This is a genomic window from Vibrio sp. YT-18 (assembly GCF_033337345.1).
Lineage (GTDB): Bacteria > Pseudomonadota > Gammaproteobacteria > Enterobacterales > Vibrionaceae > Vibrio > Vibrio alginolyticus.
Map to the genome: position 1 here is coordinate 1 of NZ_JAWOQO010000028.1, position 18,128 is coordinate 18,128.

The 18,128-nt window shown below is 45.4% G+C and carries 19 protein-coding genes; 5 read left to right on the forward strand and 14 right to left on the reverse strand.

Annotation, left to right across the window (positions count from 1 at the left end; all coding sequences use genetic code 11):
* Positions 1-84: 84 nt before the first annotated feature.
* On the reverse strand, positions 85-450 hold the full coding sequence (locus tag R7M72_RS22690; protein WP_005378634.1) for a YijD family membrane protein: 366 nt from the start codon (positions 448-450) through the stop codon (positions 85-87).
* Positions 450-1,091 (reverse strand): HTH-type transcriptional repressor FabR, encoded by a 642-nt coding sequence (gene fabR / locus R7M72_RS22695; RefSeq protein WP_005378632.1) that lies wholly within the window; start codon positions 1,089-1,091, stop codon positions 450-452. The genes R7M72_RS22690 and fabR overlap by 1 nt, the downstream gene beginning before the upstream one ends.
* A 263-nt stretch (positions 1,092-1,354) precedes the next feature.
* Between fabR and sthA the strand changes: the two genes are divergently transcribed.
* Positions 1,355-2,785, forward strand: a complete 1,431-nt coding sequence (gene sthA, locus R7M72_RS22700; protein ID WP_206960053.1) for a Si-specific NAD(P)(+) transhydrogenase — start codon at positions 1,355-1,357, stop codon at positions 2,783-2,785.
* Positions 2,786-2,842: 57 nt separating this feature from the next.
* Here sthA and dinF read toward each other — a convergent pair whose 3' ends face one another.
* The 3 genes from dinF to lexA all read right to left on the reverse strand — a co-directional run bounded on the left by dinF (position 2,843) and on the right by lexA (position 5,857).
* The gene (gene dinF / locus R7M72_RS22705) at positions 2,843-4,192 is read right to left on the reverse strand and encodes an MATE family efflux transporter DinF (protein WP_315956678.1); all 1,350 of its coding nucleotides are present in this window, start codon (positions 4,190-4,192) and stop codon (positions 2,843-2,845) included.
* A 55-nt stretch (positions 4,193-4,247) separates the two neighbouring features.
* Positions 4,248-5,042, reverse strand: a complete 795-nt coding sequence (locus tag R7M72_RS22710; RefSeq protein WP_005378679.1) for a class I SAM-dependent methyltransferase — start codon at positions 5,040-5,042, stop codon at positions 4,248-4,250.
* A gap of 194 nt (positions 5,043-5,236) precedes the next feature.
* Positions 5,237-5,857 (reverse strand): transcriptional repressor LexA, encoded by a 621-nt coding sequence (lexA, locus tag R7M72_RS22715; RefSeq protein ID WP_005378682.1) that lies wholly within the window; start codon positions 5,855-5,857, stop codon positions 5,237-5,239.
* Positions 5,858-6,225: 368 nt separating this feature from the next.
* On the opposite strand from lexA, the gene plsB reads away from it, so the two are divergent.
* On the forward strand, positions 6,226-8,652 hold the full coding sequence (plsB, locus tag R7M72_RS22720; RefSeq protein ID WP_318056332.1) for a glycerol-3-phosphate 1-O-acyltransferase PlsB: 2,427 nt from the start codon (positions 6,226-6,228) through the stop codon (positions 8,650-8,652).
* A 64-nt stretch (positions 8,653-8,716) separates the two neighbouring features.
* Here the strand turns inward: plsB and ubiA are convergent, their stop codons facing one another.
* Both ubiA and R7M72_RS22730 read right to left on the reverse strand, forming a co-directional pair.
* Positions 8,717-9,571, reverse strand: a complete 855-nt coding sequence (ubiA, locus tag R7M72_RS22725; RefSeq protein ID WP_005378684.1) for a 4-hydroxybenzoate octaprenyltransferase — start codon at positions 9,569-9,571, stop codon at positions 8,717-8,719.
* A complete protein-coding gene (locus tag R7M72_RS22730) occupies positions 9,572-10,111 on the reverse strand; it encodes a chorismate lyase (protein ID WP_005378686.1) in 540 nt (179 codons plus the stop codon). It abuts the gene before it with no gap.
* A gap of 161 nt (positions 10,112-10,272) precedes the next feature.
* Here R7M72_RS22730 and R7M72_RS22735 point away from each other — a divergent pair, with 161 nt between their 5' ends.
* Positions 10,273-10,683: a flagellar basal body-associated protein FliL gene (locus tag R7M72_RS22735; protein ID WP_005378687.1), complete on the forward strand. Its 411-nt coding sequence runs from the start codon at positions 10,273-10,275 to the stop codon at positions 10,681-10,683.
* Positions 10,684-10,746: 63 nt separating this feature from the next.
* Here the strand turns inward: R7M72_RS22735 and glpG are convergent, their stop codons facing one another.
* The 6 genes from glpG to ftsY all read right to left on the reverse strand — a co-directional run bounded on the left by glpG (position 10,747) and on the right by ftsY (position 16,312).
* Positions 10,747-11,589: a rhomboid family intramembrane serine protease GlpG gene (gene glpG / locus R7M72_RS22740; RefSeq protein WP_031781355.1), complete on the reverse strand. Its 843-nt coding sequence runs from the start codon at positions 11,587-11,589 to the stop codon at positions 10,747-10,749.
* Positions 11,589-11,909, reverse strand: a complete 321-nt coding sequence (gene glpE / locus R7M72_RS22745; protein ID WP_213907451.1) for a thiosulfate sulfurtransferase GlpE — start codon at positions 11,907-11,909, stop codon at positions 11,589-11,591. The genes glpG and glpE overlap by 1 nt, the downstream gene beginning before the upstream one ends.
* Before the next feature lie 493 nt (positions 11,910-12,402).
* Entirely contained in the window at positions 12,403-13,260 is an 858-nt protein-coding gene (gene rpoH / locus R7M72_RS22750; RefSeq protein ID WP_005378693.1) for an RNA polymerase sigma factor RpoH, read from the reverse strand.
* A 176-nt stretch (positions 13,261-13,436) separates the two neighbouring features.
* Complete coding sequence (gene ftsX, locus R7M72_RS22755; protein ID WP_025768167.1) at positions 13,437-14,405, reverse strand: permease-like cell division protein FtsX; 969 nt, start codon at positions 14,403-14,405, stop codon at positions 13,437-13,439.
* Positions 14,395-15,069: a cell division ATP-binding protein FtsE gene (gene ftsE / locus R7M72_RS22760; protein ID WP_005393800.1), complete on the reverse strand. Its 675-nt coding sequence runs from the start codon at positions 15,067-15,069 to the stop codon at positions 14,395-14,397. Before ftsE ends, ftsX begins: the two co-directional genes overlap by 11 nt.
* Positions 15,070-15,091: 22 nt before the next feature.
* The gene (ftsY, locus tag R7M72_RS22765; protein WP_064368850.1) at positions 15,092-16,312 is read right to left on the reverse strand and encodes a signal recognition particle-docking protein FtsY; all 1,221 of its coding nucleotides are present in this window, start codon (positions 16,310-16,312) and stop codon (positions 15,092-15,094) included.
* A 230-nt stretch (positions 16,313-16,542) separates the two neighbouring features.
* On the opposite strand from ftsY, the gene rsmD reads away from it, so the two are divergent.
* Positions 16,543-17,142, forward strand: a complete 600-nt coding sequence (gene rsmD / locus R7M72_RS22770) for a 16S rRNA (guanine(966)-N(2))-methyltransferase RsmD (RefSeq protein ID WP_005378702.1) — start codon at positions 16,543-16,545, stop codon at positions 17,140-17,142.
* Positions 17,143-17,167: 25 nt separating this feature from the next.
* Positions 17,168-17,434, forward strand: a complete 267-nt coding sequence (locus tag R7M72_RS22775) for a DUF1145 domain-containing protein (protein WP_005378704.1) — start codon at positions 17,168-17,170, stop codon at positions 17,432-17,434.
* Positions 17,435-17,491: 57 nt separating this feature from the next.
* Here R7M72_RS22775 and R7M72_RS22780 read toward each other — a convergent pair whose 3' ends face one another.
* The gene (locus R7M72_RS22780) at positions 17,492-18,076 is read right to left on the reverse strand and encodes a YhgN family NAAT transporter (protein WP_005389671.1); all 585 of its coding nucleotides are present in this window, start codon (positions 18,074-18,076) and stop codon (positions 17,492-17,494) included.
* Positions 18,077-18,128: the final 52 nt, after the last annotated feature.

Here is an 18,128-nt window from a genome sequence, read left to right on the forward strand (position 1 = left end):
AAAATACAAAACGCCCGATGAAGTACATCGAGCGTTTTAGTTAAAAAGTGTCAACCCATATCAGGACGGGTCAGATTCGTTTGCTTATTCCGCAGAAGTCTTCTTGCTGACAAAACCTAGCTTCTTACCAATCCATGCGAGTAAGATCATTGAAACCATGATCGCGAAGAAGTTTGAGCCTGCTTCTGGGTATTGCGCTTTAATAAACGCAGAGTGACCAAACGCACCTACGAAGAAACACGCCAAGCCAACTAATGGGATATCTTCTGATACCGGATTATTTAGGTACTCTTGGTAAAGAGCTTGTACAGCCAGTACGAGTGCAATCAATGGGAAGATTGAAAAAGACACTTCACTCATGGTCAACCATGACAACAAAGCATCACCACACATACCTGCAACCAGTGCCAAAATCAGCGTTTTCTTTTCAGATTTATTTCCATTCGACATTATTCTATCCCGCCTTTTAATCGGTTACGTTCACGTTCTTTGCGATACCAATAGGCCCCTTTGGCTATCATTCGCAATTGCATGATCAATCGCTCGGCGAGTTCATCGCGCTCACGTCGATCTAAATCTAAAGCTTCAGCTCCCGAACTGAAAACCAAAGTCACAGACGCTTCTGCTTGAGTATACGCCTCTTCTCTGGTCACGCCGGTGCTCATTAAATACTCGGTTAATTCTGCCGCAAAATGCTGGATTTCTCGAGCAACAGCGGTACGAAATTCAGCAGAAGTGCCGGAGCGCTCACGCAACAACAAACGAAAAACGTTCGGACTACTTTCAATGAATTCCATAAAGGTTTCGACCGAGGTACGAATTACGCTACCTTCTTTCACAATACGTTGACGCGCCTGACGCATCAGTTGACGTAGTAGCAAACCGCCTTCATCAACCATGGTTAAGCCTAGCTCATCCATATCTTTGAAGTGACGGTAAAAAGAAGTCGGTGCAATCCCTGCCTCTCGGGCGACTTCTCGCAAGCTAAGGCTGGAAAAGCTGCGATCCGCACTTAATTGACTAAATGCCGCATCGATCAATGATCGACGTGTCTTCTCTTTTTGCTGTGCGCGGATTCCCATCGATTTCATTCTTAACTTGCTCTTTTTCTGTAGGGTACAAGAGCCTCAATATAACGCAATTTGCTCCTACGGAGAAAGATATGTTGCTTCGCTCGCTCTGAGCGCCGAGAACGTTACTATTGGCATGCATCTAATTGCAATGTTCTCGATGCAATTTATAGACATACAACATACCAAATCACCCTTTTGGTCGATTCTGCGTGATCACTTCCACTCTCTAACAGGCATTACGTGTACCAATAGAGTAAATGAGTTAAAATCGCGCTAAAGCAATGTTAAGCAAATATAACAAGGAAGGCATCATGGCGCATGTTAATCACTATGACGTGATCGTAATCGGTAGTGGCCCTGGCGGAGAAGGGGCTGCAATGGGATTAACCAAAGCGGGACTGAATGTTGCCATTGTCGAGAAAGAAAGCAGTGTCGGCGGCGGTTGTACTCACTGGGGAACTATTCCATCTAAAGCACTGCGTCATGCCGTTAGCCGCATCATCGAATTTAATAGCAACCCGCTATTTTGTCGAAACAACACCAGCGTTCATGCAACATTTTCTGACATTTTAGGTCATGCTAAATCGGTCATTGATAAGCAAACTCGACTTCGTCAGGGCTTTTATGACCGTAACTCATGCACACTTTTGTTCGGAACCGCGCGATTTATCGATAACTACTCAATTGCAGTGATGCAAAGCGACGGTACAGAAGAAATCTATTCTGCAGATAAGTTTGTCATCGCGACGGGTTCTCGTCCGTATCAGCCTAACGACGTAGATTTCTTGCATGAGCGTATCTACGACAGTGATTCCATTTTGAGCCTGAAACACGACCCTCGCCATATCATCATTTACGGTGCGGGCGTTATCGGTTGTGAATACGCTTCTATCTTCCGCGGCCTTGGAGTGAAAACCGACCTTATCAATACCCGAGACCGCTTGTTGGAGTTTTTGGATAATGAAGTGTCAGATGCGCTGTCTTACCACTTCTGGAACAGCGGTGTAGTAATTCGTAATGATGAGACCTATGAAAAAATCGAAGGCACAGAAGATGGCGTGATTATTCACCTACAATCTGGCAAGAAGATGAAGGCAGACTGCTTGTTGTATGCGAATGGTCGAACAGGTAACACCGATAAGTTGAATTTGGGTGCAGTGGGTCTGGAAGCGGACTCTCGCGGACAACTAAAAGTAAACCGTAACTACCAAACCGATATTGAGCACATTTACGCTGTAGGCGATGTCATCGGTTACCCTAGCCTTGCAAGCGCCGCTTATGACCAAGGGCGATTTGTCGCACAAGCCATTACGAGAGGTCAGGCAGAAAACTATCTGATTGATGACATTCCAACAGGTATCTACACCATCCCAGAGATTAGCTCTGTGGGTAAAACCGAGCAAGAGCTAACAGCTGCGAAAGTACCGTATGAAGTAGGACGCTCTTCGTTCAAGCATCTAGCTCGTGCACAGATCGCAGGAAAAGACATCGGTAGCTTGAAGATATTGTTCCATCGTGAAACCAAAGAAATTTTAGGGATTCACTGTTTTGGCGAACGTGCCGCGGAAATTATCCACATCGGTCAAGCCATTATGGAGCAAAAAGGCTCAGCGAATACCATCGAGTATTTCGTCAATACCACCTTCAACTATCCAACAATGGCCGAAGCGTATCGTGTCGCTGCGTTGAATGGTTTGAACCGCTTGTTCTAATCTATGCTTCTTGATAGCAGACAGAAAAACAGCAGGCTTGGACCTGCTGTTTTTATATCAACATTGTGCGAGGAAGGTATCCTTGTGCCATTGATAGAGAAAGATAACCCCTAAACCAATACCCCGCATCAACATAAAGCTCGTCATTGCAAACCACAGCGCGTGATTTTCCCACTCGGCGAATAAGTAAAAGACAACGAAGAAACTGCTGGTCGCGACAAACATACTATTGCGCATGTCTTTGCCTTTGGTTGCACCGACAAAAATGCCATCCAATAGAAAGCACCACATCGACGCAAGTGGCATCACCACCAGCCAAGGTAGATACACCGCTGCTTGCTGTTGTACCACCTCAATTGAAGTGATCATGGCGATCAACTGCGATCCCGCCAAACCAAAGAGCGCGGTCAGTCCTAAGCAAATAACCAAACTCCAAAAGAAAGTGCCGACAAGCGATGCACTCAATTGTTGCCTATCTTTGGCACCAATCGCCTTCCCGACCATGGCCTCCATTGCGTAAGCAAAGCCATCCATGCCATACGAGATAATCATCAGGAAGCTCATCAGAACCGCATTTGCAGCGACAACCTCATCACCAAAGCTCGCACCTTGGAACGTCATAAAGCTAAAGGCCGCTTGCAGACACAAAGAGCGTAAGAAAATATCACGATTCAATTTCACGAATCGCCCTAAACCGTGTTGAGTGCTGGCTAGCAACTTTTGAGGTGATGGTAATTGCCTCTCTCGCCAGGTTTTCCAGACACACATGAGACCAAAACCCATACCTGAGTAGTCAGCAATCACCGATGCCAGCGCAGCGCCTTCTACTTTCCACTCCAAACCGATAACAAACAACAAATCGAGGACAATATTCGTCACGTTAGTGATGATCACCATCCACATTGGTGCTTTGGAATTTTGCGTTCCGAGCAACCATCCCAACAACACAAAGTTCATTAGTGCAGCGGGGGCACTCCACACACGGATAGAGAAATATTGCATACCGTAGCGTTTTACCTCTGCGCTGGCGTCACTCCAGCCAAAGATCAAATCAGCTATCGGGGTATGGGCAATAAGGAAGACTAACGCAAACAGCAGCGCCATAAGTGAGCCTTGCATAAACACCAAGGCAAGTTGCTTTCGGTCTTCACCGCCATAGGACTGCGCCGCCAACCCAGTAGTCGACATACGCAAAAAACCAAGCAGCCAAAACGTCACGCTGATCATGGTGCTGCCCAACGCAACACCACCCAAATACCAAGCGTGGTCTAGATGACCAATCACCGCAGCATCGACCAAACCGAGCAATGGAACAGTAATATTCGACAGCACCATAGGTATCGCTAAAGCTAAAACTTGGCGATGAACTTTTGGGTTAGATAAAGGAGAGAAGATTGAATTTGTCACAGGCACCTCATCAGTAAGATCGACGAGTGTACCTGAGCGCTTAACGACTAGCCAATTACCACTTGATGTGAACGAGGACTGGCGTGAGGCGATGCTTCAACATTGGAATCTTATTAAGCCAACGCTGCCAAGCTTTCCAACGAGAACAGAATCTATCGAATGGCGAGAAAGCTTTCACCCATTGTGCCCATGGTAACCATTGCAATATCTGTGCTGCAGGCGCTTCAAAGCCATGAGCATAACGATCAGAGCCAAGCTTTTGCCCCCACTTGGTTTCCGTTAAATCTCCTGCCAGCACCATACACAGTTCAGCAGAAACAAAATGTCGACCCAAGGTTTGAATAAATTTCGCGACTTGGCGCTCTGTGCAATCGAGCAGTGCCATTTCACATAAAATGAGTACTGGTGCTTGCTCTGGAATGGCTAACGTCTCTAGCCACGACATTTCATCCACACTGCCACAGCGATGTTCATAGCGTTCATTTTTGTGGAACAAGCGCTGACGCCATACCAAATTTTCCGTCACATCCAGCTCTATCCAATGGCAGCGTCCATTATCCAAACGATAAAAGCGGGTATCCAGCCCCGCTCCGACATTGATTATCCAAGCATCGGGATACTGCTGTAAGAAGTGACTAACCTGCTGGTCACAAAGCTGAGTCAGCGTCACGTGCAGCAATTGCTTCTGCGCAATATCACCACTCAAACAATCCGGCGCCATCTTACAGCTCAAACACGCTTTAGCAGCTATCGGATCGTACACCAAGCCATTGTCGACCATGCTTTCACGGCTACGCAATAACAGTGGCTTCAATAGATGGTTAGGAACTTGATGTTTAGACTGAGACATGGGCATTTCCTGCGCCAGAGAGAAAACATAGACATTAATAAAGATGATAATGAATATCAATTACATTATCAAGCTTATAAATTGGCCAAAACAAACAAGGTCAAGATGATGAGCAAGCTTTTGGAGGAAGTAGAAAAAGAGAAAAGAAGAGAAAAGACAAAACAGCCCAGATCAACTGGGCTGCTTAAATACACTTACATCCAATCGGTATTACGAATAATACCAACGGCTAAGCCTTCAATCGTAAGGTGCTGAGACGTTAAGTCCACTTGGATTGGGGCAAACTCTTCATTCTCAGCATGCAGTAATATGGTTGAACCTTTGCGCTCCAAACGCTTCACAGTCACATCATCATCAACACGCGCAACGACAACTTGACCGTCTCTCACGTCTTGGGTTTTATGCACCGCGAGCAAATCGCCATCCATAATCCCGATGTCTTTCATACTCTCGCCATTTACACGAAGTAAGAAATCCGCTTGCGGTTTGAACATCGCAGGATCGACTTGGTAGTGCGCCTCTACGTGCTCTTGAGCCAGAATTGGCTCACCTGCTGCAACTTGACCAATCAAAGGCAAACCCTGCTCATCATTGGCTGCGTCTTCAAGCAGGATACGAATCCCACGAGAAGCGCCTGGAATAATTTCAATTGCTTGCTTACGAGCAAGCGCTTTTAGGTGTTCCTCTGCGGCATTCGCAGAGCGGAAGCCAAGCTCACGCGCAATCTCTGCACGAGTTGGTGGCATTCCGGTGTCGTCGATTTTACTTTTAATCAAATCGAAGACTTGTTGTTGGCGTGGCGTTAACGGCTTCATGTCTCACCTGTCTTTTTATACAGTTAACTGTGAGTATATCCAGTAAATGCTCAAATGAAAACCCAATTGGTTGTTTTTTAATTTATTTGTGGGGAGCTTTCAGCTTACCAATTAAGTTCATTCTTTATTCGTTTAAAACACCGACTTTTCAGTTAATCAAGTCAAAGCAATAACTTAGGGGTTCGACTAATTTACAGCCAATAAAATTAAAAGGTTTGACCAGTTTCTGGTATCCTTGCAGCGCTTAAATTTTATCGCCTAGGCTTATTTCTATTGCCGTACTCATCTCTTTTTATAGAGAAGACATGCAAAGCGGAAACTGAAATAAGGTTAGGCCTGTTTGAATACCTATTGAGGCTGTGAACTTTATGTCTTCTGGACAATCATTTTCACGTTCATTACTAAAACTACCTTTATCGGTACTGGTAAAGGGCACCGCAATCCCGTCGAACCCGATTGAAGATCTGAACATCGACCTAACTAAACCGATTGTATATGCCCTGCCGTTCCGCTCGAACGTGGATTTGCTGACACTGCAAAAACAAGCCATGAGCCTTGGTCTACCCGACCCGCTCAGCCCGCTGGAAATCAATGGCAAAACGCTGAACCGTTTCGTCTTTATCGCTGCGCGTCCAACTGTGATGAACAACGATAATGATGTCCCAACCGATTCTGTCTCTCTGTTCACTGACTTACTGGAACTGCACAAGCTGAATAGTGAGTTGGATGTTCAAATGATCCCTGCAACCGTGCTTTGGGGTCGTAAGCCAGGTAAAGAAGAGAACCAAAAGCCTTACCTTCAACCGATGAATGGTCCGCAAAAAGCCAAAGCAGTAATGGCGGCGGGACGCGACTGCTTAGTTCGCTTTAGTCCCGTGGTATCTCTGCGTTATATGGCAGACTCTCACGGTACCGACAGCGCAATTGCGCACAAACTGGCTCGCGTGGCGCGTATCCACTTCTCACGCCAGAAACTGGCTGCTTCAGGCCCAAACTTGCCACAACGCCAAGTGTTGTTTGCTCGTTTACTAAAATCTCCAGCTATTGAACTGGCGATTGCTGACGAAGCCAAGAGCAAAAACATCTCGATTGATAAGGCACGTAAAGAAGCCCACGACATCATGGATGAAATTGCTGCCGACTTCTCCTATAGTCTGGTGAAAAACGGCGACCGCATCCTGAGTTGGTTATGGACAAAACTATACCAAGGTTTGCACATCAATAACGCCTCGACTGTGCGTCGTTTAGCGCAAGACGGCCACGAAATTGTGTACGTTCCGTGTCACCGTAGTCACATGGACTACCTGCTGTTGTCTTATGTTTTATACCATGAAGGCATGGTGCCTCCGCACATTGCGGCAGGCATTAACTTGAACTTCTTCCCGGCCGGTCCTCTTTTCCGTCGTGGTGGGGCGTTCTTTATTCGTCGTAGTTTTAAAGGCAACAAACTATATTCAACCATTTTCCGTGAGTATCTAGCAGAGCTGTTTGCCAAAGGCTATTCAGTCGAGTACTTCAGTGAGGGTGGTCGTTCACGTACAGGTCGCTTACTGCAAGCGAAAACGGGTATGCTGGCTATGACCATCCAAGCAATGCTACGTGGTTTAAACCGCCCAGTAACGCTAGTGCCGGTCTACATCGGCTACGAGCACGTAATGGAAGTGGGCACTTACGCGAAAGAGCTGCGTGGCAAACGCAAAGAGAAAGAAAACGCAGGGCTTGTACTGCGTACTCTGCGTAAACTGCGTAACTTTGGTTTGGGCTATGTGAACTTCGGTGAGCCAATTCAGCTCAACCAATACTTGAACGAGCATGCTCCTGAGTGGACGAAAGACATCGACAGCATGGGTGGTAACAAACCACAATGGATGAATCCTGTGGTCAACGACCTTGCTAATAAGATGATGACGCACATCAACGATGCGGCGGCAGCAAACGCGTTGACCTTGTGTGCAACCGCACTGCTTGCTTCTCGTCAACGTGCACTTTCTCGTGACTCGCTGATCAATCAGATCGAGTGTTACTTAAAGCTACTCAAAAATAATCCGTACTCAAGCACCTCCACTATCCCTACCGAAAGTTCTGAGGAGTTGGTCGCTCATGCAATTTCGCTTGATAAGTTCGTGATTGAAACCGATAGCATGGGTGACATCATTTCGCTGGACCGTAGCCAATCGATCCTGATGACTTACTATCGCAACAACATCATTCACTTGTTCGCTCTGCCGTCATTAATTGCCCAAATGCTCATTCGTCAGCGCAACCTTTCGGTAGCCAAGATTCAAGCGAATGTCGCGCAAATCTACCCATTCTTGAAGAAAGAGCTGTTCTTAAGTTACCAAGAAGACGAGTTAGATGAATTGGTCGTTAAAACACTGCATGAATTTGCCGATCAGAAAATGATTAGTCTTGATGGTGATAAGCTAGAGATCAATCAATCGAACAACCAGCCTTTGGTTCTGCTAGGTCGTACGATAACTGAAACGCTGCAACGCTACTCTATCGCGATGAACTTGCTTGTTGCTTACCCTGAGCTGGGTAAATCGGACCTAGAGCAGAAGAGCCAAGATATTGCTCAACGCCTAGGGCGTTTGCACGGTATTAATGCGCCAGAATTCTTCGATAAAGGTGTGTTTACCGCGATGTTCAATACGCTCAAACAGCAAAAATACCTCGATAACGATGGTAACTGTGACACGAAGAAAACGCAGCAATTTGCACGGCTACTGTTCACTCTGCTTTATCCAGAAGTGAAACTGACGATAGAAGAGAGTATTCACCAACTTCGGTCGTAACCGTTTTACCTTCGTCCAATAAGAAAAAAGGCATCCAATCGGATGCCTTTTTCTATTTCTTCGCTTACCAAAATGCGACCAGTAACCCTATCGCTATCACCATGCCAACATAATTGTTGTTAAGGAAAGCCTTAAAGCACAACTCACGCTCACGGTGACGAATTAAGTGCTGCTGATAAACAAACAACGACGCTGCAATCAAAAGGGTCCAGTAGTAACTTTGTCCCAATTGGTAGAACTGCCCTAACCAAACCAGCATCGCGAGTGTAATCAGTTGCAACACACCAATAATAAGCTTGTCATGACGACCAAACAGAATTGCCGTCGATTTAATGCCAATCTTTAGATCATCATCTCGGTCTACCATCGCATATTGAGTGTCGTACGCAATGGTCCACAAAGCGTTAATGAGGAACAAAAACCAAACAATCAATGGTAATTCCCCAGTTTGTGCAGCCCAAGCCATTGGAATCGCCCAGCTAAAAGCCAAGCCTAAAAATAGCTGTGGAATATGAGTGTAACGCTTCATAAATGGATAGATGAACGCCAACACAATACCAGCGAAGGATAGCTGAATCGTCAGCGGGTTCATGGTCAGCACTAACAAAAACGAGCTGATACCCAAAACCAAAAATAATCCAATCGCTTCTTTTGCTGTCACTTTCCCTGATGGCAGTGGACGTTGCTTAGTACGCTTTACATGGCCGTCGACTTTGCGATCTGCAAAATCATTAATCACGCACCCCGCACTACGCATTAGGAATACACCCAATACAAACACGATAAATACATCCCAACTCGGCATCCCTTGGGCTGAGATAATTAGCGCCCAAATAGTTGGCCACATCAGTAACAGTGAACCGATCGGGCGATCCATGCGCATCAGTTGCCAATATGCTTTGGCTTTTTCTGCGGACATTTACACTGTCTCCTTAGCGTAAACTGGTGAATTAGATAAGAATAACTCGGCGACTAGCATCGGTTTGTGATTCATCCACAACCTTGAGCGTCGCGCTAACAAACGTCCTTCTGGTACGGCTACCCATCCCATTTGCAAAGAGTCCCGCTCAACGTTATCTGCGCTAAACACAGTTAGTCCTAATGGGATATCCCCTTGTTGAGCCAAATCATACTGCTGATCAACTAAGGTTGAACGAGGAATCAATGTCCGCCCAATAACCCAGTTATTATTGTCACCGCACAAAATTACCTCTCTCAGTAAGCAATCTTGTTCGGACAATAACTGGCTTTCGTCCTGTTTTAATGTCGCTGCAGTGACGATCTGATTTTGTAGCAATTCTACCGTTAACGCTTGGCAGTGCTGTTTTAAACGACGTGACAAAGACCCTTGCTCTTCAAGCCAATGCTTGGCAAATTCATTTGGAAATTCGAATTCTTCGGGGTTTTGCCACTCTACTTCCAATAAAGAAGCAAGATAGAGTGATGTTGGCTGATTCATACTAGTATTCAATTGGAGGCTTTATGCGTACAATAAAGCAACAACTTACCGTCCATAGTAATGTATGTAACCGTAAGTTCCGTTATTTGTTATAGACGGCCCATTGTATCAAGACTGAAGCGATTCGAATATCGCGATCCAGAGAAAGAAAAGTTAGAAATATGTACAAACGTTATATAGCCCAAATTATTTTTGCGTTAACCATACTATTCGCCGCACCAAGTTGGGCTGAAACGGAAGAAGCTGGACCTAAGTTGGCATACTTTACCCTAGAGCCTGACCTCACTACTAACTTTTACACCAAAGGCAAAAAGTTAGGTTATGTGCAAGTGCGCATCGACATCATGGTAATGAGTCAACAAGATTTATCAGTTGTTGAGCATCACCAACCTTTGATTCGCGATGCAGTGATTGAATTATTGGGTAAGCAAACAGAAGATACGATTAAGTCCCTGTCTGGCCGAGAAGATCTGCGCAAAACCTTAGTGACGACCCTCAACGAAACGCTTTTGCCTGAAACAGGTAAAACCATCATTGCCGATTTGTTGTTTACAAAATACCTTTATCAATAAACCCAAATCCGTTTTGAACATAAAAAAAGACCGCTCTTGAGCGGTCTTTTCATTTCATCTGCTTTAGGCTTGCTGTTGGTATTTCATCTTGCCTGAATCAAACAGCGCAATCGCCATCCCCGACAGTAGCCCAACTAAGTGAGCGGTGTTTGCAATCGCCATAAATGGCTGCACAAAACCAAGAACTAACCATACCAACATAAAGACGATAATTGGCTTGGGTAACGTAAGGCCTAAATGTGGCAAGCGGTAACCCAGTATCCACAAATAACCAAGCAGTGCATAGACCACGCCAGACAAGCCGCCGAAGTTAGCCCCTTCAACATAGAACTGGCCTGCCCCTGAAAGCGCTGCCGACACCACAAAGAGTTGCAATAGCTTACCGGAACCGAGACGACGTTCGATGTCGCCCCCCAACTGCCACCACCATAGTAAGTTAAACACGATGTGAGTTACTGAAAAGTGCAGTAACGCATGACTTAGCCATCGCCACACTTGCCATTGTTGCCCCTCAAAAGCCGGGAAGTGCAACAACTTAAACACGCCATTGCCAAAGCCAAACATTTGTAACAAGTAGATGATGATACAGACTGTCATGATCAGCAAAGTCATGGGGCCAGCTTTCGCTTTGACCATGCTTATGATACTCGGGCTGGAATAATGAAATGTACTCTTACGAGTATCGGCAACGTCCCACGAGGCGGCGCTGTATTTTGAATCAGACGGGTTAGCAAGGAACAGCTTAAGTTCGGCTTCCGCTTCTATTTCATGCTGGCTATCAGTCAACCACAGCGCAAATTGCCCATCCCCTTCTGGCATCATTTCGATGTCAATTTGGCGAGAGGCCATATAATCAATAAAGGCTTGCGCCATACGTGGATTATTTAACGTTACCAATCTCTTCATTAATTTCTCACTATCGGTAGTTCTGCTCGATGCCAGGCTTCAAAGCCACCATCTACACTGTACACCTGTTCAAAGCCTTGGTTAACCAAATATTGCGCCGCACCTTGGCTACTAATACCGTGGTAACACATCACTAGAATAGGTTGTTCGAACTCCACTTCATCCATAAACGCAACGATCGTATCGTTAGTTAAATGATACGCGGACTCCGCATGCGCAACGGCAAACGATTGAGGGTCACGGATATCTACAAGCTTCGCATCACCCTGCTCGAGCAGCGCTTGCGCACCTTGTACATCGATATGCTTAAACTGATCCATTTACTTTCTCATTGTCTTATTAATATACCCAAGCAACCTCGAACCTAACGTACTAATCAGCGCCCGTGGTACAGCATAAAATCCATATTTGAAGCTGCTTGGGTATACTGCCGCTATTGTAACCTATCCAACGGCAAACTTAGACACATGGATAATCAGGGTTTTCAAAAGTGTACACATTCCAACCATTTGTGGATAAAGCTGTGAATTGCGTTGATAAAGTGTATTTGGATCTTTTGATCCACAATATGTAGTGATGATCCTGATCTAACTGTGTGTATATCTATAACTATCCCCAGATGGAAAAGTGCTTGAATCCCTTATTTTGTCCGGGTTTCGAACAGTTGATAAATAATTACTTCACAGAGTTATACACAGGTAGCACATAAAATCCAGATCGCAAACGCTATCGATTTTCGATCGACAATAAAAAAGCCGAGATCACATGATCTCGGCTTTCTATGAAAATCTTACTTTCAATTAGCAGTGGAAATTAAAATTCACCCACGGCCAATTTTAGTTTCTTCATTGCATTTTTTTCTAGCTGGCGAATACGCTCGGCAGAAACACCGAACTCATCAGCTAAGTCTTGCAATGTTGCTTTCTCATCATCTAACCAACGAGAACGCACGATGCGCTGACTACGCTCATCCAAACTCGCTAATGCATGACCCAAGCGATTGTTGGTGTGCATTTCCCAGTTGGCGGCTTCAATGTTGTCGGCCACATCAGACGATTTGTCTTCTAGGTATAGCATCGGCGCTGTGTAAGCGTTTGAACTGTCGTCTTCATCAGTTGGCATATCAAAGGTTGAATCCACCGCCGCTAAGCGTGATTCCATCTCGCGAACTTCAGAAGGCTCAACACCTAACTCGCGCGCAACGGTTTCCACTTCACCGTTGTTAAACCAACCCAAGCGCTTTTTCGACTTACGCAGGTTGAAGAACAATTTACGTTGCGCTTTAGTGGTCGCAATTTTCACGATACGCCAGTTACGTAGCACGTATTCGTGGATCTCTGCTTTGATCCAGTGGACAGCAAAAGAAACCAAGCGAACCCCTACTTCTGGGTTAAAACGCTTAACGGCTTTCATTAGACCGATGTTACCCTCTTGCACAAGATCCGCCATTGGCAAACCGTAGCCAGAGTAACCACGAGCAACGTGAACAACGAATCGTAGGTGCGAAAGAATTAGACCTTTTGCAGCCTCAATCTCACCTTTATAGTGTAATCGTTCTGCCAGCTCACGCTCTTCGTCTGCAGTCAGCATTGGGTAGCTGTTTACTGAGCGAATATAGCTATCAAGGCTATCTTGCGTGACTAGAGCCATCGGATACGCTTCTTTTGTCATTCAATTCCTCATCAATCTCTGATCTGGAGCATTACATTGCAATTTAGCTTCGATATCTTGAACTCAAAATGAACAAGTTTCAAGAAGGGGAAGCAATTATCCATAAACATTTGGTCTAAGCAAGGGTTCAAAATTAGCTAGTGCTAATGAAATCCAAGTAATAAGACCGCCATCACTTAAACTGGTTCAATTTCTTTTAAATGTCGTTGCGCAGAAAAACGCGCCGCAATACATCCCAAAAGACTCCCAATGATGATTAATAACAAAGATTCATCCCAATTTAGACCAATCAGGCGGAACTGGCTATCGTACAACGCAGCAAGGTCTTCCACCGCACTATTCATGACAATGGTCACTAAAGCCGTTACCAACCACGCAATAGTGGCACCTAACACGCCAAACCACATGCCTGTGTACAAGTAAGGGCGCAGAATGAAACTGTCCGTCGCACCGATCAGTTTCATGGTTTGAATCTCTTCTTTATTCGCCAACACATTAAATCGCAATGTATTGCCAACGATTAAAAATACCGCACCGAGCATCAGCACTGTCAGGGTAATGACAATAATACTCGCGAGAGTTTTGATGGCATCAAGACGCGCCAGCCAGTCTTCGTCAAGTCTCACGTCGGTCACATCTTGTTGCTCTCGAACGTCTTTGGCTAATGACTGAATATCACTTTTTAGCTCCGAATCTGGCGTAATCACCAACACACCAGGTAGCGCATAGCCACTTAAAAGACTGATAGCTTGGTCGAACCCTGCATATTGGCTTAAATCAGATAGACCTTGTTGCGGTGAAATATATTCTACCTCTTTTACCAAAGGCCAAGTTTCAATTTGATCTTTGAGAACCATCACTCGCGCATCCGGCATGCCTTCAACTAAGTAAGCACTAACTTGTGAAGGAGAAGCGACATCTTCCGCTGCCCCCGCAACGTTTTTCCCCAATAGATACAAACAAGCTGGCATGGCAAGTGCCATGGAGATGACCGCTAGGGTCAGAATGTTGCCTAGTGGTCGTTGCCATAAGGCGCTAAAAGAGGATTTAGCTTGTTTTGCGTGGACAGAGAAAAAACCATCGGTATTCGCACGCTTGGCACTACGGCCTTTCCCCTTCTTTTGGGAGTGCTTGTTACCTGCCATAGTCTTCTACCTCACTTAGGAAGCCTTGGTTCAATTCAAAATGACGATACTGTGGGCGAGTGTTTACTAACCCCACATCGTGTGTGGCAAGTAGGATAGTCACGCCCGCACGGTTAAATTCTTCGAATAGACGCAACACACGGTTGGATAATTCTGGGTCAAGGTTACCCGTAGGCTCATCAGCCACCAGCAACGTTGGTCGATTAACCACAGCACGGGCAATACCGACGCGCTGTTGCTCACCACCAGAAAGTTGACTAGGTAGACAACGAGCTTTATCGAGTAAGCCCGTTTTATCTAACGCCGCAGAAACACGGCGTTTGATTTCGTTTTCAGAAATCGATTCGATACGCATTGGCAGAGCGACATTGTCGTACACACTGCGATCCATCAATAGGCGATGATCTTGAAAAACAATCCCAATATTGCGGCGCAAAAAAGGGATGTCTTTGCTTGGAATACGCGTGATGTCGTGACCATTAAAATGGATTTTGCCATCGGTTGGTCGCTCTATCGCGCAGATCAATTTCAGCAAGGTACTTTTACCAGCCCCGGAATGTCCGCCTAAAAACGCCATTTCACCGCGCCTCAGGTGAAAATCGACTTTTTGCAGTGCTTGTCGACCACCTCGGTAAGCTTTGCTTACTTGCTGAAATTTGATCACCGTTGATTTCCTCTAACTCTTTTTATTCTTCACGACTAAACAGTGCGTCAATAAACTCTTGAGTTTCAAATGGACGCAAGTCTTCGATACCTTCACCCACACCAATGTAACGAATTGGAATACCGAACTGATCAGCGATAGCGAAAATTACGCCGCCCTTGGCTGTACCATCCAGCTTAGTCAAAGTAATCCCGGTTAGAGGGGCAACATCACTGAAAAGTTTCGCTTGGCTAATGGCATTTTGTCCTGTACCTGCATCAAGCGTTAGCATGATCTCATGTGGTGCAGAGTCATCAATTTTCTTCATCACACGTACAATCTTACGCAGCTCTTCCATTAGGTTCGCTTTGTTCTGTAGACGACCTGCTGTATCAGCAATCACCACATCCACACCACGTGCTTTTGCCGCTTCAATCGCATCATAGATAACAGAGGCACTGTCTGCGCCAGTATGTTGAGCAATCACAGGAACATTATTACGTTCACCCCACACTTGTAACTGCTCAACCGCTGCGGCACGGAAAGTATCGCCCGCTGCAAGCATCACTTTTTTGCCTTGAGTTTGGAACTGCTTCGCTAGCTTACCGATGGTCGTGGTTTTACCCACGCCATTTACACCCACCATCAAGATGACGTAAGGCGTTTTGTTGCTATCGATTTCTAGTGGCTGTTCGACTTTAGAAAGAATCTCAGCCATTTCTTCTTTCAACAAACCATAAAGGGCTTCGCCGTCTTTCAGATCGCCACGTGTGGCTTTTTCTGTCAGGTTGTTGATAATTTTTGTTGTGGTATTCATGCCCACATCAGCAATAAGCAGTTGCTCTTCTAGCTCTTCAAATAAGTCCTCATCGATTTTCTTACCGCTGAACAGACCGAAGAAGCCAGCACCAATATTTGCTTTTGTTCGGCTTAGGCTGCGTTTAAGACGAGCAAAAAAGCTTTCTGTTGGCTTTTCTTGTTCTTGAACACGAGGCGCGGCCGATACGACTTCTGGCTCTTCTGCTTCTGCTTCTGCTTCTGCTTCTGCTTCTGCTTCTGCTGGGGCAGCCTCTGATTGTTTCGCTTCTTCTTCAAGTTCTGGCGTTGCTTCCGCTTGCTCAGCAACCGCTTCGGTTTGCTGCTCTTCAGAAGGCGCTTCCACTGCTTCTTCTTTTACTGTTTCTTCAGTTTTTGGTTTTGGGCTTTGTTCTTCGTCACCAAAACCTAGCCACGAAAGTAATCCGCGCTTCTTTTTTTCCGTCATCTGGGGCTATCCTAGATTGTTCTTTTATCTATTAATGACTCTTTTTTGACAAGATTATTATCTGTCTAAAAAAGGCTAATGACAAAGTTCTGAAAACTTTCCGATTAGGTAATTCTAATCTTATTAGTGTTACACTCTGTCATCTTGAATATTCTGGGCTGTATCCAAGCTCCAAGCTCATTGCTTGGGCGATTAGATATAGTATCACTTTATTAGCGGTCAAAAAATCTATGGTAAGACGTCGCCAGCAAAACTCATCACAAAAAAAGCCAACAACGGGCTTTGTTCGCATTATTAGTGGCTTATGGAGAGGCAGAAAACTTCCTGTACACGATGCTGAAGGCTTACGCCCCACGACAGATCGCGTCAAAGAAACGCTGTTTAACTGGTTAGCTCAAGATGTACCACAGGCAAAATGTCTCGACTTGTTTGCTGGCTCTGGCGGCTTGGGATTTGAGTCAGCTTCGCGCCAAGCAGAGCAAGTGACCATGGTTGAGCTAAACCCACAAGCTTTCCAACAGTTACAAAAGAATGTTGCCTCTCTTAACGCGAACAACATCCAAGTGGTAAATACCGACGCACTGAGTTTTTTGAAGCAACCGGGTTCTGCTCACCATGTGGTGTTTATTGACCCACCGTTTCGCAAAGGTCTATTGGATGAGACCGTGGCTCTGCTAGAACAAAATGGCTGGCTCGCGGAAGATGCGATGATTTATATTGAAACAGAAAAAGAACTCAATATTGCCGACTTACCAGAAAACTGGCAATTACATCGAGAAAAAACAGCAGGCCAAGTGAGCTATCGTCTGTACGAACGTACCTCCGCATAACGCCTCGATTTAAAAGGATACTTAAATGAAAGCACTAATTATGCTGGCCAAAGCGGCTATCGCCTTTGTTTGGTTAGTATTAATCCTAAATATTTTTATGCCCTTTCCCGGCAATGCCGCGATTGCGCTATACATCATGACCGCTTTTTTGTTCATCATGCACGGTTTACAAATGGCCATCTTCATTGGTGCATTTGGCGACAAAATAAAAATGAGCAGTTGGGAAAAATATTCAATCCTGATTTTTGGTATTTTTGCCCTACTCGATATTCGTCGTAAACACATGATGTAATCGCTCAGATACGAAAAAGCCGCTCTTGTGAGCGGCTTTTTTTCTGCGTTTCGTTCGTCACCCAATGTAACTTTTTACACCATCCAAGAACATTTGAGTGGAGATCATCACCAGTAACAAGCCCATTAAGCGTTCTACCGCCTTCAAGCCACGTTCACCCAACAAGCGATTAAAGAAGCCATAAAACATCAGTATAAAAAATGTTGCGCCCCACGCAATTACGACTGATGCTGACATTTCCAACATTTTCTCTGGATGTTGCGAAGACAGTAAAAGCAAGGCTGCAATCACTGAAGGGCCCGCGATCATAGGAATGGCCATCGGAACAATAAAGGGCTCCTCGCCTGCTGCCAGTCCAGTGATGCTGCCAGCACTCGGGAAAATCATCTTAATCGCAATAATGAAGAGAATAATGCCACCTGAAATGCTGAGCGTTTCTGGCTGGACATGCAAAAAACTTAAGATGCTTTGTCCTGCAAACAGAAACAACATCAAAATCAGTAAGGCAAACAGTAGTTCACGAATCAATACCTTACGACGACGCTTGGGATCGATATGTTTGAGAATAGACAACACAATCGGCAAGTTACCGAGAGGGTCCATGATTAGAAACAGCATGGTCGCTGCAGAAAGAATGTCCATATTCTGGCCTCACCTAAAAAATGGCGGCCAGTGTATAGCAAACTGACAACAT